This window comes from Leifsonia sp. L25, assembly GCF_050632895.1.
Map to the genome: position 1 here is coordinate 298,612 of NZ_JBODRZ010000003.1, position 24,535 is coordinate 323,146.

Sequence of the window (24,535 nt, forward strand, 5' to 3'; positions counted from 1 at the left end):
GTAGCGCAGTCGGGTAGCTCTCTCAGAGGTCCACAATAGTGAGGACAGACCGGGGTACAAATACCCCCAACCGAGTCGCCCCCTCATTGGGGGTGCCGCATCCCCGTCCGTTCACCCTCCCTCCCCGGCGCGCCCCCTTGACGCGAAACCGCCGAGTACGCGAACAGTCTGCGTACTCGGCGGTCTCCGACCGATTAGGGGCGTACCCGGGAGTTCAGCGCTGACGTTTTTCGCGGACGCGCATGTTGAGGACGATGGGGGTGCCCTCGAAGCCGTACACCTCGCGGAGGCGACGGATGATGTAGCGCCGGTAGCCGGGGTCGAGGAAGCCGGTGGTGAACGCCACGAATGTCGGCGGGCGGCTGGTCGCCTGCGTGCCGAAGAGGATGCGCGGCTGCTTGCCGCCGCGGACCGGGTGCGGGTGCGCGGCGGTGAGCTCCGCGAGGAAGGCGTTGAACTTGCCGGTCGGGATGCGGGTGTCCCACGACTCCAGCGCCAGCTCCAGGGCCGGCACCAGTTTCTCCAGGTGGCGGCCGGTGCGCGCCGAGATGTTGACGCGCGGCGCCCAGGAGACGTGCGCGAGGTCCTGCTCGATCTCCCGCTCCAGGTAACGGCGGCGGTCGTCGTCCAGCAGGTCCCACTTGTTGAAGGCCAGCACGAGCGCGCGGCCGGACTCCAGCACGAGGTCGATGATGCGGACGTCCTGCTCGCTGATCGGCTCGGACACGTCGAGCACGACGACGGCGACCTCCGCCTTCTCCAGCGCGGTAGAGGTGCGCAGCGACGCGTAGAAGTCGGCGCCCTGCTGCAGGTGCACGCGGCGGCGGATGCCGGCGGTGTCCACGAACCGCCACACCTTTCCGCCCAGCTCGACCTGCTCGTCGACCGGGTCGCGGGTGGTGCCGGCGAGCTCGTTGACGACGACGCGCTCCTCCCCGCCGCCTTGTTGAGCAGGGACGACTTGCCGACGTTCGGGCGGCCGACGATGGCCACGCGGCGCGGCCCGCCGACCTCCCGCTTGGCGACCTTGGAGACCTCCGGCAGCGCCTTCAGGATCTCGTCCAGCAGGTCCGCCACGCCGCGGCCGTGCAGTGCCGAGACCGGCCACGGCTCGCCGAGGCCGAGCGACCACAGCTCGGTCGCGTACGGCTCCTGGCGGGCGTCGTCCACTTTGTTGGCGGCGAGGAAGACGGGTTTCTTGGTCTTGCGGAGCAGCCGGACGACGTGCTCGTCCGTGGAGGTCGCTCCCACGGTCGCGTCCACCACGAACAGAACCGCGTCGGCGAGGTCGATCGCGACCTCGGCCTGCGCGGCGACGGACGCGTCGATGCCGCGGGCGTCGGGCTCCCAGCCGCCGGTGTCGACGATCGTGAACCGGCGGCCGTTCCACTCCGCGTGGTAGGAGACGCGGTCGCGCGTGACACCGGGGGTGTCCTCCACGACGGCCTCGCGGCGGCCGAGGATGCGGTTGACGAGCGCCGACTTGCCGACGTTCGGGCGTCCGACGATGGCCAGCACGGGCAACGCGGGGAGATAGGTGATCGCGTCCGGGTCCTCGGTGACGGCTCCGAGGAGGTCGAGGTCGGTGTCGTCGAGCTCGTACTCCTCCAGACCGCTGCGGAGGGCGGCGGCGCGTTGCACCGCCAGGTTCTCGTCCAGGCCGGCGAGGCGCTCGACCAGGTCGTCGGCGCCGGTGGGCTCGTTCTCGATGTCAGACATGGGTCTCTTTCTGTACGACCGCGATGACCGCGTCGACGGTCTGGTCGAAGTCGAGGTCGGTGGAGTCGACGGTGGTCACGCCGTCTGCGGCGTTCATGAAGTCCACGACCCGGGAGTCGGCCGCGTCGCGTCTGCGGAGGGCCTCACCGACGTGGTCGGCGGAATGGCCGATCAACTCGGCAGAACGCCTGGCCATTCTAACCTCTTCGTCGGCGGTGAGCAGGATGCGCACCGGGGCATCCGGGCAGACCACGGTCGTGATGTCGCGGCCCTCCACGACGATGCCGCGCTTCTCACCGTGGGCGATGATCGACCGGAACAGTCCGGTGAGGAACTCCCGCACCTCCGGCACGCGTGCGATCGCGCTGACCACGGCGGTGACCTCGGGCTCGCGGATGACCTCGGTGACGTCGTGGTCGCCGACGAACACGTGGTAGGTGTCGGGGTCGGTGCCGATCCGGTAGTCGAAGTCGGGCAGCACGTCGATCACGGTGGCGGAGTCGGTGGGGTCGAGCCGGCGCTGCACGACGAACCAGCTCAGCGCGCGGTAGGCGGCGCCGGTGTCGAGGTACGACCAGCCGAGCTTGCGAGCGGTCGCCTTGGAGACGGACGACTTGCCGCTCCCGGCAGGGCCGTCGACGGCCACGACGATCGGGAGGGCGCCCTCGGGTCGGTCGGTGGTGTCGGTGGGGTCGGTGGGGTCGGTCATCCGGCTATCCTCCAGCCGCGGTCGGTCAAGTCATCCACGGTGCGCTGCCACACCTCGGGGAGCACGGCGATCTCCGCCAGGCCGAAAGCGGCGCCCGGCGAGTGCTCCAGGCGCAGGTCCTCCAGGTTCACGTCCAGCTCGCCCAGCTCGGCGAGGAGGCGTGCGAGCTCGCCCGGCCGGTCGTCCACCATGACGACGAGGCTGGAGAACCGCTTGTCCTGGCCGTGCTTGCCCGGCAGGCGCGAGACGCCGAGGTTGCCGCCCGCGATCTCCTCGGCGAGGGTGCGGCGCGCGCCGGCGGCGTCGACATCGTCCAGCGCCGCGAGCACCCGGTCGAGGTCCTCACGGTACGCGCGCAGGATCGCCACGATCGCGGGCGCGTTGGCGCCGAGGATCTGCACCCACAGCTCCGGCTCGCTGCCGGCGATGCGGGTCACGTCGCGGAGGCCCTGTCCGGCGAGCCCGAGCGCGGCGTCGGTGGAGGCCGCGAGCCGCTTCGCCATCAGCGACGCGACGATCTGTGGCGTGTGCGAGACGAGCGCGACGGCGGCGTCGTGGTCGGCGGCGGCCATCTCGACGGGCGTCGCGCCGAGGTCGAGGATGAGGGCCTCCACCAGGTTGACCGACGCGCGCGCGTTCTCGGGCCGGGCGGCGACCACCCAGGGGCGCCCGATGAACAGGTCGGCCCGGGCGGCGCTGGGACCGCCGCGCTCCCGCCCGGCGAGGGGATGCGACCCCACGTACCGGGACAAGTCGGCGCCGGACTCCACCAGCTCGGCGAGCGGCTGACCCTTGACGCTGGCGACGTCGGTGACGACGGCGGCGGGATGCGCCGCCAGCTCCTCTGCGACGACGCGCGACACCAGGTCCGGCGGCACCGCCACGACGATGAGCGCGGGCTCCGCGGCCCCGTCGTCCGGCCGTCCCGCGCCGTAGTCGGCGGCGAGGCGCAGGTGGGCCGGAGAGGCGTCGGCGAGCAGTACGTCCACACCGCGGGCGCGCAGCCCCAGCCCGACGGACGCCCCGAGCAGGCCCGCACCGACCACGCGGACGGGTCCGGCGACCCGAGAGGCGGATTCAGTCACGCATCCACCTTAGTCGGGCCGGAAACCGCCGCCCGCCTGCCTTCCTCCCGAAGGAGATTCGCGCCGACGCGCCGCCCGACCTCCTTCCGGATGCGCTCCAGACGGAGAATGCGGCCGAGTCTCCTGCTATTGGCGCGAGATCGTCAGCAGCGCGCCCAGCTCGTCCCTGGTCAGGTCGCGCATCGCGCCGACCTTCAGGGTGCCGAGGTGCAGCGGCCCGAACTGGCGGCGGACGAGCTCGATCACCGGATGGCCGACCTCCGCCATCATCCGGCGGACGATGCGGTTACGGCCGGAGTGCAGGGTGATCTCGACCAGGCTGTCGCCTCCGGCGGAGCGCGACTGGAGCAGCCGCGCCTTGTCGGCGGCGATCGGGCCGTCCTCCAGTTCCACGCCCTTGGTCAGGCGGGCGATCGTCTGCGGGGTGACCGTGCCGCGCACGCGGGCGATGTAGGTCTTGGTGACGCCGAAGCTCGGGTGGGCGAGCACATGGGCGAGCTCGCCGTCGTTGGTGAGGATGAGGAGGCCGGAGGTCTCGGCGTCGAGGCGCCCGACGTTGAACAGCCGTTCCGCGTAGCCGGCGGTGAAGCGCGACAGGTCGGGACGCCCCTGTTCATCCCGCATCGAGCTGACGACGCCGACCGGCTTGTTGAGCATCACGTAGCGCCGGGAGGTGTCGAGCTGGACCGCGGTGCCGTCCACGGCCACACGGTCGGTGGCCGGGTCGACGCGGCGGCCGAGTTCGGTGACGACCTGGCCGTTCACCGTGACGCGGCCGGCGACGATCATGTCCTCCGAGACGCGGCGGGAGGCCACACCGGCGGCCGCCATGACCTTCTGGAGGCGTTCGCCCTGCGCGGGCGAGCCGCCGTTCACTCCGTCAGCGGACATCGTCGAATCCTTCCGCGCCGTCCGCCAGCAACGGCGAGATCTTCGGCAGCTCCTCGATGGAGTTGATGCCGAGCTGGGTGAGCAGCAGGTCGGTGGTGCCGTAGTTGATCGCCCCGGTCTCGCTGTCGGTGAACAGCTCGGTGATCAGGCCGCGGCCGAGCAGCGTGCGCACCACGGAGTCCACGTTGACGGCGCGGATGGAGGCGATCGCACCGCGGCTGATCGGCTGCTTGTAGGCGATCACGGCGAGCGTCTCCAGCGCCGCCTGCGACAGCCGGGTGGGGTTCTGCTGGAGGACGTAGCCCGAGACGACGGCGTCGAACTCCGGCCGCACGTAGACGCGCCAGCCGCCGCCGACCTCCCGCAGCTCGAAGCCGCGGCGCACGCCGGGAGCGCCGTCCGGTCCGGCTGCGCCGTCGTAGTCGGCCACCAGCGCGTCGACAGCCGAGCGGACGCGCTTGACCGGCGCACCCACCGCGGTGGCGAGGGTCACAAGGCTCATCGGCTCGTCGGCCACCATGAGGATCGCCTCCAGCGCGCGCTCGATCCGAGCGTCCTCCACGCCGGCCGGCTCGGTCTCCAGCTCGGTTCCGTCAACCGTCATAATCCGCTCCCAGGTTCGACAGGTTCTCCTCCGACCAGTGCTCGGCCGTCCAGCGCAGCGTCAGCTCGCCCAGCGGCTCGAGCTGCTCGAACGCGATCGCCGCGTGCCGGTACAGCTCCAGCACGGCGAGGAACCGCGCGATCACGACGCCCTTCTGCTCCGCCCCGGCCACGAGCTGCCGGAACGACAGCGGCTCCCCCGCACGCAGCATCCCGACCACCACTGCGGCCTGCTCGCGGATGCTGACCAGCGGCGCGTGCAGGTGGTCGAGGCCGACGACGGGGATCTCGCGCGGCGTCATCGCCAACGTCGCGAGCGCCGCGAAGTCCTCCGCGGTCAGCGTCCAGACGAGTTCGGGCGTGCGCTGCCGGTACTTGTCCTCCAGCCGCACCGTGCGGGCGTGCCGCGAGCTCTCGGCATCGAGGTGCACCGCGAACCAGGTCGAGGCCTCCTTGAACGCCCGGTACTGCAGAAGCCGCGCGAACAGCAGATCGCGCGCCTCCAGCAGAGCGACGTCCTCCGCGTCGACCAGCTCGCCCTGCGGCAGGAGGCCGGCGATCTTGAGGTCGAGCAGGGTCGCGGCGACGAGCAGGAACTCGCTCGCCTCGTCCAGACTCTCGTCGGCGTCGAGGCGGCGCAGGTAGGCGATGAATTCGTCGGTGACCCGGCTCAGCGAGATCTCGGTGATGTCCAGCTCGTGCTTGGAGATGAGCGACAGCAGGAGGTCGAACGGCCCCTCGAACTGGCCGACGGCGACGCGGAAGCCGCCCTCGTCGGCGGTGTCCTGATCCTGCGGCGCCTCAGGCGACGGCGCCACGGAAGATCAGTTCCCTCGCGAGCTGGCGGTAGGCCTCCGCCGCCGGGTGCTCGGGCGCGAACTGCGTGATCGGCGTCGCCGCGACGGAGGCGTCCGGGAACTTCACCGTGCGGGAGATCACCGTCTCGAGAACGCGGTCGCCGAACGCGTCGACGACGCGTTCCAGCACTTCGCGCGAATGCAGCGTGCGGGAGTCGTACATCGTGGCGAGGATGCCGTCGAGCTCGATCGCCGGGTTGAGGCGCTCGCGCACCTTGTCGATGGTCTCGATCAGCAGCGCGACGCCGCGGAGGGCGAAGTACTCGCACTCGAGCGGGATGAGCACGCCGTGGCTCGCGGTCAGCGCGTTGACGGTGAGGATTCCGAGCGACGGCTGGCAGTCGATCAGGATGACGTCGTAGTCGGCCGACACCTTGCGCAGCACGCCGGCGAGGATCTGCTCGCGCGCCACTTCGTTGACCAGGTGCACCTCGGCCGCCGAGAGGTCGATGTTCGCCGGGATGATGTCGAGGCCGGGCACGCCGGTGGACTGGATGGCCTCCTGGATGTCCGCGTTGCGGTTCAGGAGGAGGTCGTAGATCGTGGTGACGTCGTGCGTCTGTGCGCCGAGACCGGCCGAGAGCGCGCCCTGCGGGTCGAAGTCGACCGCGAGCACCTTGCGGCCGTACTCGGCCAGCGCGGCACCCAGGTTGATGGAGGTCGTCGTCTTGCCGACGCCGCCCTTCTGGTTGCACAGCGCCACGATCTTCGCGGGGCCGTGCTGTCGCAGCTCGGCAGGGGCCGGGAACGTGCGCAGCGGTCGCCCGGTGGGCCCGTGCGGCGCGGCGAGGGCTGCGGTGTCCATGCCGGGAAGCTCCGTCCTGACCTCGTCGTTGCGCGTCACCTGGCTGATCCTCGTCCCTTTCGACCGACGGCCGTTTCACGGCCTGTTCACGGGCTCCATCCTATCCGCGCGCACCCCTCGACGCGGGCCGCGACGGCGGCGGGTCACTGCGCAGTCCTCGGCAGATCACCGGGCGCGTCCCAGGGCGTACGCTGTGCGGATGCCGACGATGCCAGCCGAGCTCACCACCGAGCGCCTGCGCCTCCGACTCCGCGACGGGCGCGACGCCGAGTGGAGCCTCGCGCTGCTGCGGCGGCACGTGGGCAGCGGCTACGCCACGGAGGCCGCGGGGGCGTCACCGCGCCCGCGGGTGAGCCGTCACGTACACATCCCGCAGCGCGTCCGCGGTCACCAGTGTGTAGATCTGCGTCGTCGCCACTGACGAGTGGCCGAGCAGCTCCTGCACCACGCGCACGTCCGCGCCGCCCGCCAGCAGGTGGGTCGCGAACGAGTGCCGGAGGGTGTGCGGCGAGATCTCGACGCCGAGCTGGGCGCGTTCGGCGGCGGCCCGGATGATCAGCCAGACGTTCTGCCGGGACAGGCGTGCGCCGCGCATCCCCAGGAACAGCGCGGGCGTCGCCCTCCCCCGTGCCGACAGCACCGGGCGCGCCCGCACCAGGTAGGCGGCGACCGCGGCCTGGGCGTAGCTGCCCAGCGGCACGATCCGCTGCTTGGCGCCCTTGCCGGTGAGGCGCACCACGTCCGTGTCGATCACGTCGTCCACGTTGAGTCCGACCGCCTCGCTGACGCGCGCGCCGGTCGCGTACATGAGTTCCAGCAGGGCCTTGTCGCGGAGGTGGTCCAGCTCATCCCCGTCGGTGGCCGCCAGCAGCGCGGCGACCTGGTCGACGCTGATCGCCTTCGGGAGGGTGCTCGGCTGCTTGGGCGGCCGGATGTCGCGGGCCGCGTCGACCTGCACGCGGCCCTCCTCCAGCAGGAACCGGTGGAAACCGCGCACCGTCGACAGCATCCGGGCGAGGGAGGTCGCCGTCAGCGGCGACTCCTCACGCGAGGCGAGGTGGGCGAGGTAGGTCGAGACGGTCGCCGGCAGGACCTCGCGGACGTCGCCGACGCCCTCCTCGGCCAGCCAGACCGTGTAGACCGTGAGATCGCGCCGGTACGCGGCGACCGTGTTCGCCGAGAGGCCGCGCTCGATGGCGACGTGCCTCAGGAAGGCGTCCGCGTCCGCCGCGACCGTCATCCCGCGGCGCTCTGCTCGCTCAGCTCGGGCGCAGCGTGGTCTGACAGCTTCGGGTGGCTCGGCCAGGACGCTTCGGCTGCGTCGAGGGCCGCCCAGCCCTTCTCCCGGGCGACTCGCGCGGCGAGCACCGCGATGATCAGCACCGCGTTGTGGACACGCCGCTCGAGCACCGCGTCGACCGCCTCCTCCAGCGGCACCCACGCCACCTCGATGTCCGCCTCCTCGGCCTCACGCTCGAACGCTTCGGCGGTAGACCGCACCCCGCGCGCCAGGTAGACGCGGATGGCCTCGTCGTTGCCGCCGGGGCTCGTGAAGACGTCGGTCAGCACGTTCCAGTGCTCTGCCTGGAGGTCGGCTTCCTCGGCCAGTTCGCGCTGCGCCGCGGTCAGGGGTCCTCGCCGTGGATGTCGAGCAGCCCGGCCGGGATCTCCCAGTCGCGGTGACGCACGGGGTGGCGGTACTGCCGGATGAGCAGCACGCGGCCCTCGTCGTCCAGCGCGAGCACCGCGACGGCTCCGGTGTGGTCGACGTACTCGCGGGTGATCTCCTCGCCGTTGTAGCGGAAGGTGTCCCGCCGGACATCCCAGATCTTCCCGTCGAAGACGACCTCGGAGGAAACGATCTCGGGATGGAACCGCTCATCACGGAGCGCGCCGGCTTCGGGCGCGCCGCCGGTCTCCGGCGCCATCAGGCGTCCGCGCCCACTTCGAGCGCACCGTCGACGGCGGCGCCGACCTCGTCGTCGCCGCCGACCTCGAACAGCAGGCTGGCCTTCTGCCGGTCCAGCGCCGCGCCGACGAGTCCGGCGAACAGCGGGTGGGCGTGGTTCGGGCGCGACCGCAGCTCCGGGTGGGCCTGGGTGCCGATGTAGAACGGGTGCACGTCGCGCGGCAGCTCGACATATTCGACCAGGTGGCCGTCCGGCGAGGTGCCGGAGAACCAGAGGCCGGCGTCGGCGATCTGCTCACGGTAGTTGTTGTTCACCTCGTAGCGGTGACGGTGGCGCTCGCTGGCCTCCGCGGCGCCGTACAGCTCGGCCGCGAGCGACCCCTCCGCCAGCAGCGCAGGGTACAGGCCCAGGCGCATCGTGCCGCCGAGGTCGCCGCCTGCGATGATCTCCACCTGCTCGGCCATCGTGGCGATCACCGGGAACTCGGTCTCCGGGTCGAACTCCGACGACGAGGCGCCGGCGAGGCCGGCTTCGTTCCGCGCGTACTCGATGACCATGCACTGCAGGCCGAGGCACAGGCCGAGGGCCGGGATGCCGTTCTCGCGGGCGAACTTCAGCGCGCCCACCTTGCCCTCGATGCCGCGGACGCCGAAGCCGCCGGGCACGCAGATGCCGTCCACCTCGCCGAGCTGCGCGGCGGCGCCCTCCGGGGTCTGGCACTCGTCCGAAGGAATCCACTTGAGCTTCACCTTGGTGCGGTGGGCGAAGCCGCCCGCACGCAGCGCCTCGGTGACCGACAGGTAGGCGTCGGGGAGGTCGATGTACTTGCCGACCAGGCCGATGGTGACCTCGTGCTTGGGGTCATGCACGGCCTCCAGGAGGCGCGCCCAGCCGTTCCAGTCGACGTCGGCGGCCTTGTCGAGGCCGAGCTGGTCGATGATGTAGGCGTCCAGGCCCTGCTCGTGCAGCATGGTCGGGATGTCGTAGATGCTCGGGACGTCGACCGCGTTGACGACGGCCTGCTCGTCCACGTCGCACATCAGCGCGATCTTGCGCTTGTTCGACTCGGAGACCGGCCGGTCGCTGCGCAGCACGAGCGCGTCCGGCTGGATGCCGATGGAGCGGAGGGCCGCGACCGAGTGCTGCGTCGGCTTGGTCTTCTGCTCGCCGGAGGCGTTCATGAACGGCACGAGCGAGACGTGCACGAAGAAGCAGTTCTTGCGGCCGAGCTCGTGGCGCACCTGGCGCGCCGACTCGATGAACGGCTGCGACTCGATGTCGCCGACCGTGCCGCCGATCTCGGTGATGATGACGTCCGGCGCGGGCTCGCCGTCCGGGCCCGGCTGGGCTTGGAGGCGCATCCGGCGCTTGATCTCGTCGGTGATGTGCGGGATGACCTGGACGGTGTCGCCCAGGTACTCGCCGCGGCGCTCCTTGGCGATCACGTTCGAGTAGATCTGGCCGGTGGTGACGTTCGCCGACTGCGAGAGATTGATGTCGAGGAACCGCTCGTAGTGGCCGATGTCGAGGTCGGTCTCGGCGCCGTCGTCGGTGACGAACACCTCGCCGTGCTGGAACGGGTTCATCGTCCCCGGGTCCACGTTGAGGTACGGGTCGAGCTTCTGCATGACCACGCGGAGGCCGCGGGCCGTCAGGAGGTTGCCGAGGGAGGCCGCTGTGAGGCCCTTCCCCAACGAAGAAACGACACCACCTGTCACGAAGATGTGCTTGGTAGTGCCGTTTTTGCTGTTGGTCTGCGCCGCGTCTGAATTATCCACCACGGGCTCTCAGCTTATCACCTGCTGCGGGGTGTCCCGCGCGTGTCGCGCTCAGCGTGCGGCCGCCGCCATGTCCACGAGCTCGCGGGCGTGAGCGAGCCCGCTCTCGGAGTCGGGCAGGCCCGAGAGCAGCCGCGCCATTTCCGCGATCCGCTCGTCCCCGTCGAGCCGGCGGACGCTGGAGGCCGTCACCGCGCCGTCGTTGCCCTTGACGACCGTGAGGTGGTTGTTCGCGAACGCCGCCACCTGGGCGAGGTGCGTCACGACGATCACCTGCGCACTCTCGGCCAGGCGCGCGAGGCGGCGGCCGATCTCGATGGCCGAGGCGCCGCCGACGCCGGCGTCCACCTCGTCGAAGATGAACGTCGGCACCGGGTCCGTCGCCGCGATGACGACCTCGATCGCGAGCATGACGCGCGAGAGCTCGCCGCCCGACGCGCCCTTGCCCAGCGGCCGCGGCTCGGCGCCCGGGTGCGGGCGCAGCAGGATCGCGACCTGGTCGCGGCCGCTGGCCGTGTAGCTCTGCGGGTCGTCCTCGTCGCGCTGGGTCACCTCGACGACCACGCGGGCATCCGGCATCGCGAGGGCGGACAGCTCGTCGGAGACCGCGGCGGCGAGCCGTTCGGCTGCGGCCCGGCGGCGCTCGCTCAGGTCGGCGGCGAGTTCCCTCACCAGCGCTCTGTCGGCCGCCACCTCATCCGTGAGCTCCTGGATGCGGTCGGCGTCGCCGTCGAGCTCCAGCAGCCGCAGGCTCCCGGTCTCCAGGGTGCTGATCACGTCGTCCAGGGTGGGGCCGTACTTGCGGACGAGCGTGGACAGCTCCGCCCTGCGCTCCTGCACGGCCTCCAGCTCGCGGGAGCCGTCGGTGTCGAGCGCGGCGAGGTAGGTGGAGAGCTGCCCGGCGATGTCGGAGGCCAGGTAGCTGAGGTTGGCGACGGCTTCCACGGTCGGCGCGAGCTCGGCGTCGTGCGGCGCGACGCGCTCGATCTGTCGGCGCGCGGCCTCCAGCAGGCCGACGACGTCGGGCTCCTCGGACTCCTCGGCGGACAGCAGCTCGCGGGCGCCGGCGGCGGCGAGCCGCAGCTCCTCCAGGTTCGTCAGCCGCTCGGCGCGTTCGCCCAGCTCGGCGTCCTCCCCCGGCTGCGGCGCCACGGCCTCGATCTCGGCCATCGCGACACGGAGGTCGTCGGCCTCCCGCGCGCGACGGTCGCGGTCGGCGAGGAGCTCGTCCAGGTCGGTCGCGTTGTCGCGCCACCGGTGGAACACCTGCACGTAGCCGTCCAGCGCGCTCGCGAGCTCGGGCCCGGCGAAGCGGTCGAGCGCCTCGCGCTGGGCCACGGCCGACCGCAGCCGGAGCTGGTCGGACTGGCCGTGCACGACGACGAGCTGCTCGCCGAGCTCGGTCAGAACACTCACCGGCGCGCTGCGACCGCCGACGACGGCGCGCGACCGGCCCTCGGCCGACACCGAGCGGCTCAGCACGAGCTCCGCCGCTCCGTCGCCGATCGGGTCGACGTCGCCGCCGGCGTCGCGGACGCGCTCCACGACCTCCCCGGCTCCTCGACGCGCCAGCGGCCCTCGACCCAGGCCTGCGCGCTGCCGAGCCGGACAGCGCCGGTGTCGGCGCGCTCGCCCAGGAGGAGGCCGAGCGCGGAGACGACCATCGTCTTGCCCGCGCCGGTCTCGCCGGTGATCGCGGTGAATCCGGGACCGAGCGGCAGCGCGGCCTCGGCGATGACGCCGAGGTCGCGGATGGAGATCTCGTCGATGCCGCCGCGTGGTGCGGCCGCCTGCGTGCGGCCCGCCGCGGCGCGGGCGGTGGAGCGCTCAGTCACGTCCGGCCGGCCCCCGCCATCCCGTCACCGGGAGGTCGAACTTGTGCACGAGCCGGTCGGTGAACGGCCCGAGGTGCAGGCGCGCGAGCCGCACCGGAATGGGCGAGCGGCGCACCACGACGCGGGAGCCGCGCGGCAGGTCGAACTGCCGCCGGCCGTCGCACCAGAGGATGCCCTCCCCGCCCGCGCGGTCGAGGAGCTCGATCGCGAGCGACGAGTCGGCGTCGACCACGAGCGGCCGCGAGAACAGGGCGTGCGCACTGAGCGGCACGAGCAGCAGTGCGGCGACGCCGGGCCAGACCACGGGTCCGCCGGCCGAGAACGAGTAGGCGGTGGACCCGGTCGGGGTCGACATCACGACGCCGTCGCAGCCGAAGCTCGACATCGGCCGCCCGTCGACCTCGATGACGACCTCGAGCATGCGCTCCCGGCTCGCCTTCTCCACTGTCGCCTCGTTGAGCGCCCAGCTCTCGTAGACGACCTCCTTGCCGACCTTGACCCGGGCGGAGAGCGTCATGCGCTCCTCCACCTCGTAGTCCTTCGCGAGCCCGCGGGCTACGGCGATCTCCAGGTCGTCGCGCTCGCTCTCGGCGAGGAAGCCCACGTGCCCGAGGTTGACGCCGAGCAGCGGCGCCGTGCACCCCGGACCAGCTCGGCCGCACGCAGGATGGTTCCGTCCCCGCCGAGCACGATCACCAGCTCGAGGTCGCTCGCCTGCACCTCGTCGCCGAGCACCGCGACCGCGTCGAGGTCGGGCGCGGCGGCGAGCAGATCGCGGCGCTCGTCCTCGCTGAGCACCGGCACGACGCCCGCGGAGAGGAGCTGACGGCACACCTGCACGCCGGCATCGAGCGAGTCCTGACGGCCGGTGTGCGCGACGACGAGAATGTATCGCTGCGCGTCACCCGATGCCGCCACGTCGCCTCCCTGTGCCTTCTCGCCCGTTCTGCGTCCGCCCGGTTCCGGGCCGTCCCACCATTCTGTCGGTTTTCGGTCGGGGATGCGCCCGGGAAGCGGAGATTGTGGAGAACGTTCAGTCAGGGCGAGAGGTGGAGGAGAAGCTCGCGCGACGCCGACGGATCGGGCGCGTCGCCGCGGAACCAGGCGAGGAACTCATGGTTGCCGTGGGTGCCGGCGATCGGTGAGGCGATCACGCCGGCCGTGCCGAGCCCGACGTCGTGTGCAGCCCAGAGCACGCGCTCGACCGCGTCCAGCCGCAGCCCCGGGTCGGTCACGATCCCTTCGCGGACCCCCTGCCTGCCCACCTCGAACTGCGGCTTGATCAGCAGGACGAAGTCGGCGTCGTCGGTCGCGACCGACCGCAGCGCCGGGAGGACGTGGGTCAGCGAGATGAACGACAGGTCGGCGACGACCAACTCCGGCGCGATCCCGTCGCCCACCAGCGCGGCGAACCCGGTGGCGTCCAGCGACCGCACATTCACGCGCTCGAACGAGCGCAGCCGTTCAGCGCCGGCGAGCCGTGCGTCGAGCTGGCCATGCCCGACGTCCACCGCGACGACCAGCTTCGCGCCGCGCTCCAGCAGCACCTGGCTGAAACCGCCCGTCGAGGCGCCGGCGTCCAGAGCGACGCGCCCGGCGACGGGGACCTCGAAGGCGTCGAGCGCCGCGATCAGCTTGTGGGCCCCGCGGCTCACGTAGTGGTCGGCTCCGGCGACGACGAGCTCCTGACCGTCGGCCACCTTGGCAGAAGCGCGCAGCACAGGTCTGCCGTCGACGGTCACCAGGCCGTCGGCGATCAGGGACGCCGCGCGCGTGCGCGACGAGGCGAGACCACGGGTGACCAGGGCGACGTCGAGACGCTCAGTTCCCGCCACGCCGATCGCTGCCCTCCAGCCGGGCCTGCAACGACTCGTGCAGCTGAGCGTAGGCCCCGGCGCGCTCGGCGAGCGGCTGCCCCTCGATCACCTCGAGGCGTGCGACGAGGGCGTCGCCGTCGTCTGCTGGGAAGTCGGGCATGCGGTCACACTACACAGTTTCAGGACGACGCGGGCGCCGACTCGACGAGGGCCGCCCGGCGGCGTCGCAGCACGGCCGCAATGGTCACGACCTGGATCACGAGGACGGTCGTCTCCGCTGCGAGCTGTCCGCCGAGGGCTCCCGTCCCGCCGCCGAACATGCTCCCGAGGAAGATGAGCGGGACGCCGACCACCGCCCCGCCCAACGCCGACCGCGCGATGGCGTCCACCCGGCCGAGCGTGACGAGCAGTACACCTCCGGATGCCATCGAGGTGCAGATCACCCAGATCGACGCACCGCCGATCACCGCGGCGGCGGCCGGGATGTGCACGGTTCCGGAGAACACGACGTCCGCGGCGAGCGGACTGCCGAGCGCGAAGGCTGCACCGAAGACGACGCCGAGCACCGAGGCGAGGAACGCCATTCGGCGGGCGCGCTCCAGCCGGGCGGCAGGATCGACGACCGTGCCCACCCAGCCCTTCATGAGACTGTTCTGAGCGAAGAGCACCTGTTGGGTCATCCGCTGCAGACGGTCCACGGTCGCGAACAGCAGTGTCGAGTGCGGCGAGCCGAGCGTCGCCACCGTGACTCCCAACGAGATGTACACGCTGGAGAACACGTTGGCGGCGAGCGCGTGCCCCTGCATCCCGATGATCCGGATGCACCGTCGGAATCCGACGGCGACGAAGTCCCCCGCCCGCACGCCGAGCACGGCGGCGCCCGAGACACTCGCGAACAGCGACGCGACCACCAGTGCGCAGGAATACCAGAGCAGGGAGCCGCCCAGCGAGATCGCCAGCGCAGCGCCGAGGATGAGCAGAGCACGGGGCAGCACCTCGGTGAGCAGGAAGAGACGGGGTCTCATGATCCCGATGAAGATCCACCCACCGGCGAACATCCCCAGGACCGCGCCGATGGCCACCAGCGCGGATTCCGCTCCGAAGCCGGGCGAGAGGAGGACCGTCAGCGCGCACGCGACGAGGAGGACCGGCACTGAGACCATCGCCTTCGTCACGATGGACAGTGCAAAAGCCCGCGCCCGATTGCGCTCCGACTGCCGTGCCGCGCGCTGTGTGCCCGACAGCCCCCAGCCCAGCTCGACGATGACTCCCCCGGCGCCCCCTACAGACTGACCGATGGCGACGGCCGCCCATGCGGCACCGCTGTGAACCGCTGTGATAGCGGGCAGTGCCAGAAGAGGCGAGACGGCATTCAGAAGCGGCACCGCGAGATAGCCGGACAGGAGCCGGGCGAACGACATGGCGCGATTCACGAAGGATCCTTCCTCGGCGGCGACGAGGCGCCCGATGATTGAAATACGGGTCTGATATTGTTCTGTGAGATGGTGACAGGTTAGATCATAGAACCACGACCACCAGCCGCATCCTTGGAGCCGACCCTGACGATGAGCGACACCCCTGCGCTTGACCCACTGCCCTCCGCCACGGTGATCCTGAGCCTGCGCGATGTCGGCGAAGGCGCAGAGAGCCTGGCCGGGCGAATCCGCCGTCTCGCCCGGGTGGAGGGTGTCGATGTCCTGGTCGTCGACGACGGATCGACCGACGGAAGCGCCGAACGACTCGAGCAGAGCCTCCGCACTGCGAACGGCGTCGCGTACGTGCGCCACACCGACAATGCGGGAGTCGCCGCACGTCGCAATGAGGCGCTGGCGCGCGCGTCCGGGGAGTACGTCTGGTTCGTCGACCATGACGACGACTGGAGCGAGAGCGGGCTCGCCGCGCTGCGTGCACACGCGGCGGGTGTCGACGTCGTCGTCGGCCGTGCCGACTTCCGATGGGGGCCGGACGCCCTCGATCGTCGTCGCATCGACGGCGCCGAGGTCGCTGCTCCCCGCGAAGTCGACGCGCGCGCGGCGGCCACGCTCCTGCTCGACGGCACGATCCACGGCTTCCTCTGGTCGAAGCTGTTCCGCCGTGCGTCGCTCGGCGTCGATCCGTTCCCGCGGATCGTGTCGCAGAGCGACATCGTGGGCGTCGCAGGAGCGATCGCCCGCGCTCAGCGTGCCCGGCTCATCCCGGAGACCGTCTACACGTACATCCGCCAACCCGGTTCGATAACCCGGCGCCGCAGACCCGATCTCGGGGCGCTCGAACGTGCCCATGACGACGTGCTCGCCCTGCTGGCCGACGCCCTGACCCCCGCGCTCCGGGACCTCTTCACCGCTCGGTTCCTCTGTCTGGCCGCCGTGAAGACCGCGGTGCGCTGGAACGCCGACAGGGCTGCCGTCGACGAGGCTCTCCTGCTCGCGCGCAGACGCGCACGAGGACTGTCGATCCAGTCGATCGCCCGACGATCACCCGGTCTCGCCGGGTCCGTACTGCTCCTGCGCACCGTGCCGGCGCTGCTGCCGCTCGCGCTGAGATCGGCGCTCGCAGTCCTGGATCTCGGCCGCCGAGTCCGCCGTCCGCAGCGACGAGAGGAGCACGACGTATGAACGACGAGGCCATCACTGTGATCATCACGGCACGCGACGCGGAACGGACGATCGCGACCGCGATCCGCAGCATCCTGTGGTCGCTTCCCCGGACCGGTCGGGTTCTGGTCCGGTCGGACGGCAGTGTCGACAGGACGAAATCCGCCGCCCGCACGGTCGCCGATCACCGCGTCGAGGTGCTCGAGGACGAGACCGGGCTCGGCATCGCGCGCTCGTGCAATCTCCTCCTCGATCGGGTGCGGACCCCGCTCGTCTCCCGGATGGACGCCGACGACATCTCGTTGCCGGGGCGATTCGCAGCGCAGCTGCGACGGCTCCGGCGCGGAGTCGACTTCAGCTTCACGACGGGGGTCGAGTGGCGCGAAGGGACGGCAATCGTGCGACCGCAGAAACCGTACGCGATCTCACCCGCTTCAGCGCCATTCATCCTGCTGCTGACGAATCCGTTCATGCAGCCGACCATGCTGGCCAGGACCGACATGGTCCGCTCGCTCGCCGGGTGGCGAAGCGACATCGCCAGCGAAGACTTCGACCTGTATCTGCGAGCCGCCACCGCCGGCTACAGCATCGAACGCCTCCGTGTGCCGCGGATGATCTATCGTCGCACCGCCACGCAGACCACGGCCCAGCCGTCCTGGTGGCAGGCGCGCTCCGCGAATCCGCTCGTGCGGGAGTCGTTCGACGCGCTGGCCGACCACTGCCTCGGGTTCGTCCCGCGGTGGTTCGAATGGCGGCGCGCCGGTTTCCCACCCGACCAGACACCCAGCGGCGTCGTCGATGACATCCGGAGGTTCGCAGCGACCGTCGGCGTGCTCCGGCCCTCCGAGCGGAACCCGCTCCTGCGGCGCCTGAACCGGATGAGCCGGATCGCGGAATCCTCCGCTGCCGCGCCGAGCGCCGCGCGATGAAGCTCGTGAAGCCGACGGTCGTCCAGCTCCGGGTGCACGACACCGGCTACCCGAGGAACGTCCGGGTCCGGGAGCAGCTCGAAGCGAGCGGATTCAGGGTGCGGGTCTCCGCCCGGCGCGACGGCGGGCCGAAAGCGCTGCGGCTGGTAGCCGACGCGGTGACGATCTGGCGCGCCACCCGGGGTGCCGACGCCGCTATCCTCTCCGAATTCTCGCTGCCTTTCGTGCCTGTCGCACGACTGGCGACCCGGCTGCGCGGAATCCCGCTCATCGTCGACGGTTTCGTGCGGAAGTACGAGACGGCGATCGAGGACTGGGGGTACGCCTCCGAGCGATCACTGCGTGCTCGCCTCCTCCGGATGGTCGATGCGCTGTCGGTGCGGTGGGCCGACCTGTACCTCATCGACACCGAGGTGCGCGCGGAGTCCATCCGCGCCGCGCACGGGACGACCACGCCGGTGCTCGGCCTCCCCGTCGGAGCGCCGGTGTGGATCCGGCCGCGCCCGCCCCGGGAACCGGACGGCGCGCTGCGAATCCTCTACTTCGGCGGCAACATCCCGCTGCACGGCCTCCCCTTCGCGCTGGAGGCGCTGGAGGGCACGGATCCCCGGATCACCCTGGACCTGGTCTCCTACGGACCGCGGGAACTGGTACGGGAGGTGATCGAACGCGCAGGAATCGCGGATCGTTGCGTCTTCCACGACACGATGAGCCATCGGGAACTGCTCGAGCGCATCTTCGACGCCGACGTGGTCCTCGGCATCTTCGGAGACTCCACGAAGGCCCGTACCGTCGTCGCGAACAAGGTCTGGCAAGGTCTGGCCGCCGGGCGCATCGTCGTCACGCGCCGCACGCCGGCCGTCGAGGAACTCGTCCCCATCGCGGGCGACACTCTGGTCCTCGCCGACGATCGGGCGGAACTCACCGCGGCTTACGAGCGCTTGCGAGCGGCGCCGCCTCGCGCCGACCCCGCGATCGCCGACCGCCTCGAGAGTTTCGTCACTCAGAGATTCTGCGCGCTGACCGAATGGCTCGAGGAGACACTCTCTACTCGACGAACACCCCGCTGAGCGTCTTCTTCCCCCGCCGCAGCACGACCATCCCACCCGGCAGCAGGTGGTCGCCCACCGCAGATTCCGCGTCCTCGACCTTCGCGTTGTTCACGTACACCCCGCCCTGCGCGACCGCGCGCCGGGCCTCGCCGAGGCTCTTGGTGAGCCCGGTGTCGACCAGGGCCTGGGCGATCGTGGTGGACGCCGCCGTCGTCGTGTTGGGGAGCTCGCGGAGGGCCGACTCCAGCGTGCCGCGGTCCTGACCGGCCAGGTCGCCCTGGCCGAAGAGGGCCTCGGACGCCGCGATGACGGCCTCCGTCGCGTCCGCGCCGTGGATGAGCGCCGTCACCTCGTAGGCGAGCCGACGCTGGGCCTCGCGGCGGAACGGCTCCTCGGCGACCGCGCGCTCCAGGCGCTCGATCTCGGCGCGGTGGAGGAAGGTGAAGACCTTGAGACGGTCGATCACGTCGGCGTCGTCGGCGTTGAGCCAGAACTGGTAGATCGCGTAGGGGCTCGTGAAGCCCGGGTCGAGCCAGATCGCGTTGCCCTCGCTCTTGCCGAACTTGGTGCCGTCGCTGTTCGTGATGAGCGGTGTGCCGATCGCGTGGGCGTGCACGCCCTCCACCTTGCGGATGAGGTCGGTGCCGCTGGTCAGGTTGCCCCACTGGTCGCTGCCGCCGGTCTGCAGCACGCAGCCGTACTGGCGGTAGAGCTCCAGGAAGTCCATGCCCTGCAGGATCTGGTAGCTGAACTCGGTGTAGGAGATGCCCTCGTCGGAGTTGAGACGCGCCGCGACGGCGTCCTTCTTGAGCATCGTGCCGACGCGGAAGTGCTTGCCGATCTCGCGCAGGAAGTCGATCGCCGAGAGCGGCGCCGTCCAGTCGAGGTTGTTGACCAGGCGGACGGCGTTCTCACCCTCCGACGAGAGGAAGCGGGTGACCTGCTGCTCGAGGTAGCCGACCCACTCGGAGACGGTCTCCTTGGTGTTCAGCGTGCGCTCGGCGGTGGGCCGCGGGTCGCCGATGAGGCCGGTCGAACCGCCGACCAGGCCGAGCGGCTTGTGCCCGGCGAGCTGGAGCCGGCGCATGGTCAGGAGTTGCACCAGGTTGCCGAGGTGCAGGCTCGGCGCTGTCGGGTCGAAGCCGCAGTAGAAGGTGATGGGGTCGCCGGCCAGGAGCTCCTTGAGCGCGGACTCGTCTGTGGAGACGTGGACGAGTCCGCGCCACGTCAGCTCGTCCCAGACGTCGTCGAACGACGGGTCGTTGGTCTGCGCGCTGAGCCTCGGCTCTGCGCTGCTGCGGTCTGCTGCGGCGGCGGTTTCTGGCACTCCCACAGAGTAGCAGCGGCGGTCATTCCGACCTGTCGAGTGATCAGGTCCACAGGCCTGATTGGGGTTGAATCAGGTCTCCTGACCTGATAGTGTCTGGATCAGGTCCACAGGCCTGATGTATCGCCCGCCTCACCCGTTCCGGAGCGCACCTCGAGGAGGTCCCCATGTTCGTCGTCACCGCCGACCAGGTCGACAGCCGCGGCCGCCCCGACATCGTCGCGCCGGCTCTCGCGGCGCTGAACGAGCGCCACGGCGAGCGGCTCGCGCTGCCCGCCGACCGGAACGCCGGTGACGAGCTCCAGGCGCTGACCGCGGACGCCGGCACAGCCTTCGACATCGTCACCACCCTCGCGCGCGGCGACGCCTGGAGCGTCGGCCTGGGCATCGGCGAGGTCCGCACGCCCCTCCCCGAGGCGACGCGCGAGGCCAGCGGCGCCGCGTTCGTCGCCGCCCGCAGCGCGGTCACCCGCGCCAAGCGCACCCCGCTGAGGTTCGCCGCGGAGGCGGTCGCCGCGCCGGAGTCCGCCGCCGACGTCGAGGCGCTCGTCGGCCTCCTCCTGACCCTGCGAGCGGCGCGCAGCGAGGCCGGCTGGGAGCTCTACGACCTCGTCGCCGCCGGCCTGACACAGGCGGAGGCCGGCTCCCGGCTCGGCATCACCCCGCAATCGGCGAACGACCGTGCCCGCGCCGCCGGCCTGCGCGCCGACCTCGCGGCCCAGCCGGCCCTGGTTAGGCTGTTGAGGACCGCCGACGCAGCCCAGCAGTCGGCCGAACGACCGGAGGATGGATGACGCCCCTGCCCGTGCCGCAGCTTCTCGCCACCGTCCTGCCTGTCGTGCTGTGGGCGCTCGCGCTGATCAGCGCCATCGCGGCCGTGTGCTGCATGATCGCCACACTCCGCACACCGCGCCGGCCGCTGGTCTACACCGCTGCCGGTCTGCTCGGGCTCGCGTTCCTCCTCGTCGCACTCCCGCAGCACGGTGCCCCCGTCGTCTTCCGGGTGCTCATCGGCCTCGTCGCGCTCGCGCTGAGCGTCGTCGGCGGCGGACCGGCGGCGCAGCTCACCCTCGCGCTCGCGACGCGGAGCACCTCCGTGCCCGGCGTCCACGGCGGCATCGTCGTGCACGACCGGGTCAGCGGGGTGGAGGAGACGCGCGAAGTGCTCCGCGGCGGCATGACCATCGGCTACCTCGAGCGGTTCGCCACCACCGGCTCGATCATGGCCGGCTTCCCGGAGGCGCTCGGCGTGCTCATCGCGATCAAGGGCGTCGGCAGGTTCACCGAGCTGGAGGCCCCGGAGGCGCGCGAGCGCTTCATCATCGGAACCCTCGTGAGTCTGATCTGGGCGTGCGTCTGCGCCGGCCTCTTCCGCTTCGCCGCCGCCTGACAGCAGCCATCGCTTCCTCACTTCCTCCCGCTCACACCCGGCGTGTCGCGGGAGAAACTGAGGAAGAGATAGCTGCTCAGTGGGACTTGGGGTGGCGCTTGTAGGGGCTGACGGTGGGGTCGCCGGGGATCCAGTAACGCCAGGGGAAGGTCAGGCTGCCGCCGGCGCCGGAGACGCCGGTGCGCGGGCCGGTCTCATAGGGCGGCTGCTCGGTCGGCAGCAGGAGGTCGAACGGGGACGCGAAGAGGTCGGAGCCGTTCTCGGACAGCAGGATGCCCGCCGCCACCACGAGCCGCGCGGGGCCCCGCGCCAGGTCGCGCGCGGTGACGGCCCGGCCGGTCGGACCGCCGCGCCGGCGCGCCGCCAGCTCGGCGCCCTCCACGACCTCACCCGCCCGCAACAGCACTGCCGACGACTCCCCCTCGGGCGAGCACACCGCGTTCGCGCACACGTGCATCCCGTAGGTGAAGTATGTGTACAGGTGGCCGGGGCCGCCGTACATCACCGCGTTCCTCTTGGTGCGGCCCCGGAAGGAGTGCGAGCCGGGGTCGACACCGTCGCCGACGTAGGCCTCCACCTCGCTGATCCGGATGCCGACGACGCCCTCCGCCGTCTCGTGACGGAGCACGGCGCCGAGCAGCTTCGGAGCGACCTCCAGCGCCGACGCGGTGAACACGTCGCGCCCGGGCCGGTAGAGCGTCATGCGGGCCGGCTCAGAAGATCCGGCCGCCGGCGACGACGGCCACGATCAGGCCGATCACGATCACGGCGACCGCCACGACGACGATCAGCGGGATGAGCCAGCCCGGCCGCTTGCCGGCCATCAGCCGAGGTCCCGCCGCGTCGCGACGAGGGTGCGGGTCAGGGCGCGGACGCGTTCGGTCAGGGCGGCGAGCTGGTCGGCGACCCGGTCGGGAGCGGTCCCGCCGGCCCCGGCCCGGCTCGCGACCGAGCCCTCCACCGTGAGCACCGAGCGCACCTCCGGCGTCAGCAGCGGCGAGACGGCGGCGAGCTGCTCGTCGGTCAGGTCGCTCAGCTCCAGGCCGTCGTCCTCCGCGAACTTGACCAGGCTTCCGGTGATCTCGTGCGCGTTCCGGAACGGGACGTGCTGGGTGACCAGCCACTCGGCGACATCCGTCGCGAGGGAGAAGCCCTGCGGCGCGAGCTCCGCCATCCGGTCGGTGTGGAAGCGCAGCGTCGCGACCATACCGGTGAACGCGGGGAGGACGACCTCCAGCGTCTGCACCGAGTCGAAGACCGGCTCCTTGTCCTCCTGGAGGTCGCGGTTGTACGCCAGCGGGAGGCCCTTGAGGGTGGTCAGCAGGCCGGTCAGGTTGCCGATGAGACGCCCCGCCTTGCCGCGCGCGAGCTCGGCGATGTCCGGATTCTTCTTCTGCGGCATGATCGAGGACCCAGTGGAGTAGGAGTCGTCGAGCGTCACGAAGCCGAACTCGCGCGTGTTCCAGAGGATGATCTCCTCCGCGAAGCGCGACAGGTCGACGCCGATCTGCGCCGCGACGAAGGCGAACTCGGCGACGACGTCGCGCGCGGCGGTGCCGTCGATGGAGTTCTCCGAGCTGACCGCGAAACCGAGCTCCCGGGCGACCAGCAGCGGGTCGAGCCCGAGCGTGGAGCCGGCGAGCGCGCCGGAGCCGTACGGCGACACGTTCGCACGCCGGTCCCAGTCCGCGAGCCGCTCCAGGTCGCGCACCAGCGGCCAGCAGTGCGCGAGCAGGTGGTGGGCGAGCAGCACGGGCTGGGCGTGCTGCAGGTGGGTGCGGCCGGGCATGATCGCGGTGGGATGGGCGTCCGCCTGGGCCGCGATCGCGTCGATGAGCGCGATCAGGCGCTCGGCGATGATGCCGGCGTGGTCGCGCAGGTAGAGGCGCACCAGCGTCGCGATCTGGTCGTTGCGGCTGCGGCCGGCCCGCAGCTTGCCGCCGAGCTCGGCTCCCGCCCGCTCGATCAGGCCGCGCTCCAGGGCGCCGTGGACGTCCTCGTCGCTCTCGGCGGCGGCGAAGGAGCCGGAGATCACGTCGGCCTCCAGCACGTCGAGGGCGCCGATCATCCCGGCCAGCTCGACGTCGTCGAGGTAGCCCGCCGCCGCGAGGGCGCGGGCGTGCGCGCGCGAGCCGGCGATGTCGTAGGACGCGAGCGCCCAGTCGAAGTGGGTGGACTTGCTCAGCGCGGCCAGCTCGGGCGAGGGGCCGCCCGCGAAGCGCGCGCCCCAGAGCTTGCCCTCGTCGGTCTTGCCGACGCCGTCAGCGGTGTCCGCGGTCATGCCGCCCCCTCCTCGTTCTTGGCCAACAGCCAGGCCAGCAGCGCCTTCTGGGCGTGGAGGCGGTTCTCGGCCTCGTCCCAGATCACCGACTGCGGACCGTCGATCACGTCGGCCGTCACCTCCAGGCCGCGGTAGGCGGGGAGGCAGTGCAGGAACACCGCGTCGTCCGCCGCGAGGCCCATCAGCTCGGCGTTCACCGTGTAGTCGCCGAAGACGGCGACCCGCTCGGCCTTCTCGTCCTCCTTGCCCATCGACACCCAGGTGTCGGTGATGACGACGTCGGCGCCGGTGGCGGCCTCCCGGGCGTCGGTGAAGACGGCCACCGAACCGCCGGTGCGCTCGGCGATGGCCGCGGCGTCGGCGACCACGGCGCTGTCCGGCGCGTAGGCGGCCGGAGCCGCGACGCGGACGTGCATGCCCGCAGTCGCGCCGCCGAGCAGGTACGAGTGCGACATGTTGCTGGCGCCGTCGCCGAAGAAGGCGAGCGTCAGGCCCTGGGTGCGGCCCTTGTGCTCGCGGACGGTCTGCAGGTCGGCGAGGATCTGGCAGGGGTGGAACTCGTCCGAGAGCGCGTTGATCACGGGGACCGTCGTGCCCTCCGCCATCTCCTCCAGCCCGGTCTGCGCGAACGTGCGCCAGACGATCGCGGCGACCATGCGCTCCAGCACGCGCGCGGTGTCGGCGAGCGACTCCTTGCCGCCGAGCTGGCTCTCGCCGCTCTGGATGATCAGGGGGCTGCCGCCCAGATCCGCGATCCCGACGGCGAACGAGACGCGCGTGCGGGTCGAGGTCTTGTCGAAGATCACGGCGACCGTCTGCGGGCCGGCGAGCGGCTTCGCGGAGAACCGGTCGGCCTTCAGGCGCGCGGCCAGGGCGAGCACCTCGGCTTGCTCAGCCGGGCTCAGGTCGTCGTCGCGGAGGAAATGACGTGTCATCGGGAGTCCTTGTTCTGC

The 24,535-nt window shown here is 71.4% G+C and carries 21 protein-coding genes and 4 pseudogenes; 5 read left to right on the plus strand and 20 right to left on the minus strand.

Features of this window, described 5'->3' with window-relative positions; all coding sequences use genetic code 11:
• Window positions 1-214 precede the first annotated feature (214 nt).
• The 16 genes and pseudogenes from ACRAWC_RS05380 to ACRAWC_RS05455 all read right to left on the minus strand — a co-directional run bounded on the left by ACRAWC_RS05380 (window position 215) and on the right by ACRAWC_RS05455 (window position 15,442).
• Window positions 215-868, minus strand: a complete 654-nt coding sequence (locus tag ACRAWC_RS05380) for a GTP-binding protein (protein ID WP_431349367.1) — start codon at window positions 866-868, stop codon at window positions 215-217.
• 53 nt (window positions 869-921) lie between these two features.
• Window positions 922-1,719 (minus strand): annotated as a pseudogene (locus ACRAWC_RS05385) (GTPase); the annotation flags it as partial.
• The gene (gene cmk, locus ACRAWC_RS05390) at window positions 1,712-2,428 is read right to left on the minus strand and encodes a (d)CMP kinase (RefSeq protein WP_431346833.1); all 717 of its coding nucleotides are present in this window, start codon (window positions 2,426-2,428) and stop codon (window positions 1,712-1,714) included. The pseudogene ACRAWC_RS05385 and the gene cmk, both read right to left, overlap by 8 nt.
• Window positions 2,425-3,513 (minus strand): prephenate dehydrogenase, encoded by a 1,089-nt coding sequence (locus tag ACRAWC_RS05395; protein WP_431346834.1) that lies wholly within the window; start codon window positions 3,511-3,513, stop codon window positions 2,425-2,427. Before ACRAWC_RS05395 ends, cmk begins: the two co-directional genes overlap by 4 nt.
• Window positions 3,514-3,639: 126 nt before the next feature.
• Window positions 3,640-4,404, minus strand: a complete 765-nt coding sequence (locus tag ACRAWC_RS05400; protein ID WP_431346835.1) for a pseudouridine synthase — start codon at window positions 4,402-4,404, stop codon at window positions 3,640-3,642.
• Window positions 4,394-5,008: an SMC-Scp complex subunit ScpB gene (scpB, locus tag ACRAWC_RS05405; RefSeq protein ID WP_431346836.1), complete on the minus strand. Its 615-nt coding sequence runs from the start codon at window positions 5,006-5,008 to the stop codon at window positions 4,394-4,396. The genes ACRAWC_RS05400 and scpB overlap by 11 nt, the downstream gene beginning before the upstream one ends.
• On the minus strand, window positions 4,998-5,825 hold the full coding sequence (locus ACRAWC_RS05410; RefSeq protein WP_431346837.1) for a segregation and condensation protein A: 828 nt from the start codon (window positions 5,823-5,825) through the stop codon (window positions 4,998-5,000). The genes scpB and ACRAWC_RS05410 overlap by 11 nt, the downstream gene beginning before the upstream one ends.
• Window positions 5,809-6,708, minus strand: coding sequence for a ParA family protein (locus ACRAWC_RS05415; protein ID WP_431346838.1), 900 nt, complete (start codon window positions 6,706-6,708; stop codon window positions 5,809-5,811). The genes ACRAWC_RS05410 and ACRAWC_RS05415 overlap by 17 nt, the downstream gene beginning before the upstream one ends.
• 295 nt (window positions 6,709-7,003) lie before the next feature.
• Complete coding sequence (gene xerD / locus ACRAWC_RS05420) at window positions 7,004-7,909, minus strand: site-specific tyrosine recombinase XerD (RefSeq protein ID WP_431346839.1); 906 nt, start codon at window positions 7,907-7,909, stop codon at window positions 7,004-7,006.
• Window positions 7,906-8,597: pseudogene (locus tag ACRAWC_RS05425) on the minus strand (NUDIX domain-containing protein). The gene xerD and the pseudogene ACRAWC_RS05425 overlap by 4 nt, the downstream one beginning before the upstream one ends.
• Window positions 8,597-10,357: a CTP synthase gene (locus ACRAWC_RS05430; RefSeq protein ID WP_431349368.1), complete on the minus strand. Its 1,761-nt coding sequence runs from the start codon at window positions 10,355-10,357 to the stop codon at window positions 8,597-8,599. Before ACRAWC_RS05430 ends, ACRAWC_RS05425 begins: the two are co-directional and overlap by 1 nt.
• Before the next feature lie 51 nt (window positions 10,358-10,408).
• A pseudogene (gene recN, locus ACRAWC_RS05435) lies at window positions 10,409-12,126 on the minus strand (DNA repair protein RecN).
• Window positions 12,127-12,184: 58 nt separating this feature from the next.
• A pseudogene (locus ACRAWC_RS05440) lies at window positions 12,185-13,110 on the minus strand (NAD kinase).
• Window positions 13,111-13,229: 119 nt separating this feature from the next.
• Complete coding sequence (locus ACRAWC_RS05445; RefSeq protein WP_431346840.1) at window positions 13,230-14,027, minus strand: TlyA family RNA methyltransferase; 798 nt, start codon at window positions 14,025-14,027, stop codon at window positions 13,230-13,232.
• Window positions 14,014-14,169, minus strand: coding sequence for a hypothetical protein (locus tag ACRAWC_RS05450; protein WP_431346841.1), 156 nt, complete (start codon window positions 14,167-14,169; stop codon window positions 14,014-14,016). Before ACRAWC_RS05450 ends, ACRAWC_RS05445 begins: the two co-directional genes overlap by 14 nt.
• Window positions 14,170-14,188: 19 nt before the next feature.
• The gene (locus ACRAWC_RS05455) at window positions 14,189-15,442 is read right to left on the minus strand and encodes a hypothetical protein (RefSeq protein WP_431346842.1); all 1,254 of its coding nucleotides are present in this window, start codon (window positions 15,440-15,442) and stop codon (window positions 14,189-14,191) included.
• A 132-nt stretch (window positions 15,443-15,574) separates the two neighbouring features.
• On the opposite strand from ACRAWC_RS05455, the gene ACRAWC_RS05460 reads away from it, so the two are divergent.
• Genes ACRAWC_RS05460 through ACRAWC_RS05470 form a run of 3 tightly spaced genes read left to right on the plus strand, consistent with a single transcriptional unit; the run spans window position 15,575 to window position 18,602 of the window.
• The gene (locus ACRAWC_RS05460; RefSeq protein WP_431346843.1) at window positions 15,575-16,624 is read left to right on the plus strand and encodes a glycosyltransferase family 2 protein; all 1,050 of its coding nucleotides are present in this window, start codon (window positions 15,575-15,577) and stop codon (window positions 16,622-16,624) included.
• Window positions 16,621-17,532 carry a glycosyltransferase family 2 protein gene (locus ACRAWC_RS05465; RefSeq protein WP_431346844.1) on the plus strand — a complete coding sequence of 304 codons (912 nt, stop codon included), beginning with the start codon at window positions 16,621-16,623 and terminating at the stop codon, window positions 17,530-17,532. Before ACRAWC_RS05460 ends, ACRAWC_RS05465 begins: the two co-directional genes overlap by 4 nt.
• On the plus strand, window positions 17,529-18,602 hold the full coding sequence (locus ACRAWC_RS05470) for a glycosyltransferase (protein ID WP_431346845.1): 1,074 nt from the start codon (window positions 17,529-17,531) through the stop codon (window positions 18,600-18,602). Before ACRAWC_RS05465 ends, ACRAWC_RS05470 begins: the two co-directional genes overlap by 4 nt.
• Here ACRAWC_RS05470 and tyrS read toward each other — a convergent pair.
• Entirely contained in the window at window positions 18,580-19,911 is a 1,332-nt protein-coding gene (tyrS, locus tag ACRAWC_RS05475; protein WP_431346846.1) for a tyrosine--tRNA ligase, read from the minus strand. The genes ACRAWC_RS05470 and tyrS overlap by 23 nt on opposite strands.
• A 167-nt stretch (window positions 19,912-20,078) precedes the next feature.
• Here tyrS and ACRAWC_RS05480 point away from each other — a divergent pair, with 167 nt between their 5' ends.
• Together ACRAWC_RS05480 and ACRAWC_RS05485 are read left to right on the plus strand one after the other, a co-directional pair.
• Entirely contained in the window at window positions 20,079-20,705 is a 627-nt protein-coding gene (locus tag ACRAWC_RS05480) for a DNA-binding protein (RefSeq protein ID WP_431346847.1), read from the plus strand.
• Complete coding sequence (locus ACRAWC_RS05485) at window positions 20,702-21,301, plus strand: hypothetical protein (protein ID WP_431346848.1); 600 nt, start codon at window positions 20,702-20,704, stop codon at window positions 21,299-21,301. Before ACRAWC_RS05480 ends, ACRAWC_RS05485 begins: the two co-directional genes overlap by 4 nt.
• A 76-nt stretch (window positions 21,302-21,377) precedes the next feature.
• Here ACRAWC_RS05485 and ACRAWC_RS05490 read toward each other — a convergent pair whose 3' ends face one another.
• The 3 genes from ACRAWC_RS05490 to argF all read right to left on the minus strand — a co-directional run bounded on the left by ACRAWC_RS05490 (window position 21,378) and on the right by argF (window position 24,517).
• A complete protein-coding gene (locus tag ACRAWC_RS05490) occupies window positions 21,378-22,004 on the minus strand; it encodes a DNA-3-methyladenine glycosylase (protein ID WP_431346849.1) in 627 nt (208 codons plus the stop codon).
• 120 nt (window positions 22,005-22,124) lie between these two features.
• Window positions 22,125-23,582: an argininosuccinate lyase gene (gene argH / locus ACRAWC_RS05495; RefSeq protein WP_431346850.1), complete on the minus strand. Its 1,458-nt coding sequence runs from the start codon at window positions 23,580-23,582 to the stop codon at window positions 22,125-22,127.
• Entirely contained in the window at window positions 23,579-24,517 is a 939-nt protein-coding gene (gene argF, locus ACRAWC_RS05500) for an ornithine carbamoyltransferase (RefSeq protein ID WP_431346851.1), read from the minus strand. The genes argH and argF overlap by 4 nt, the downstream gene beginning before the upstream one ends.
• Between the last annotated feature and the right edge of the window lie 18 nt (window positions 24,518-24,535).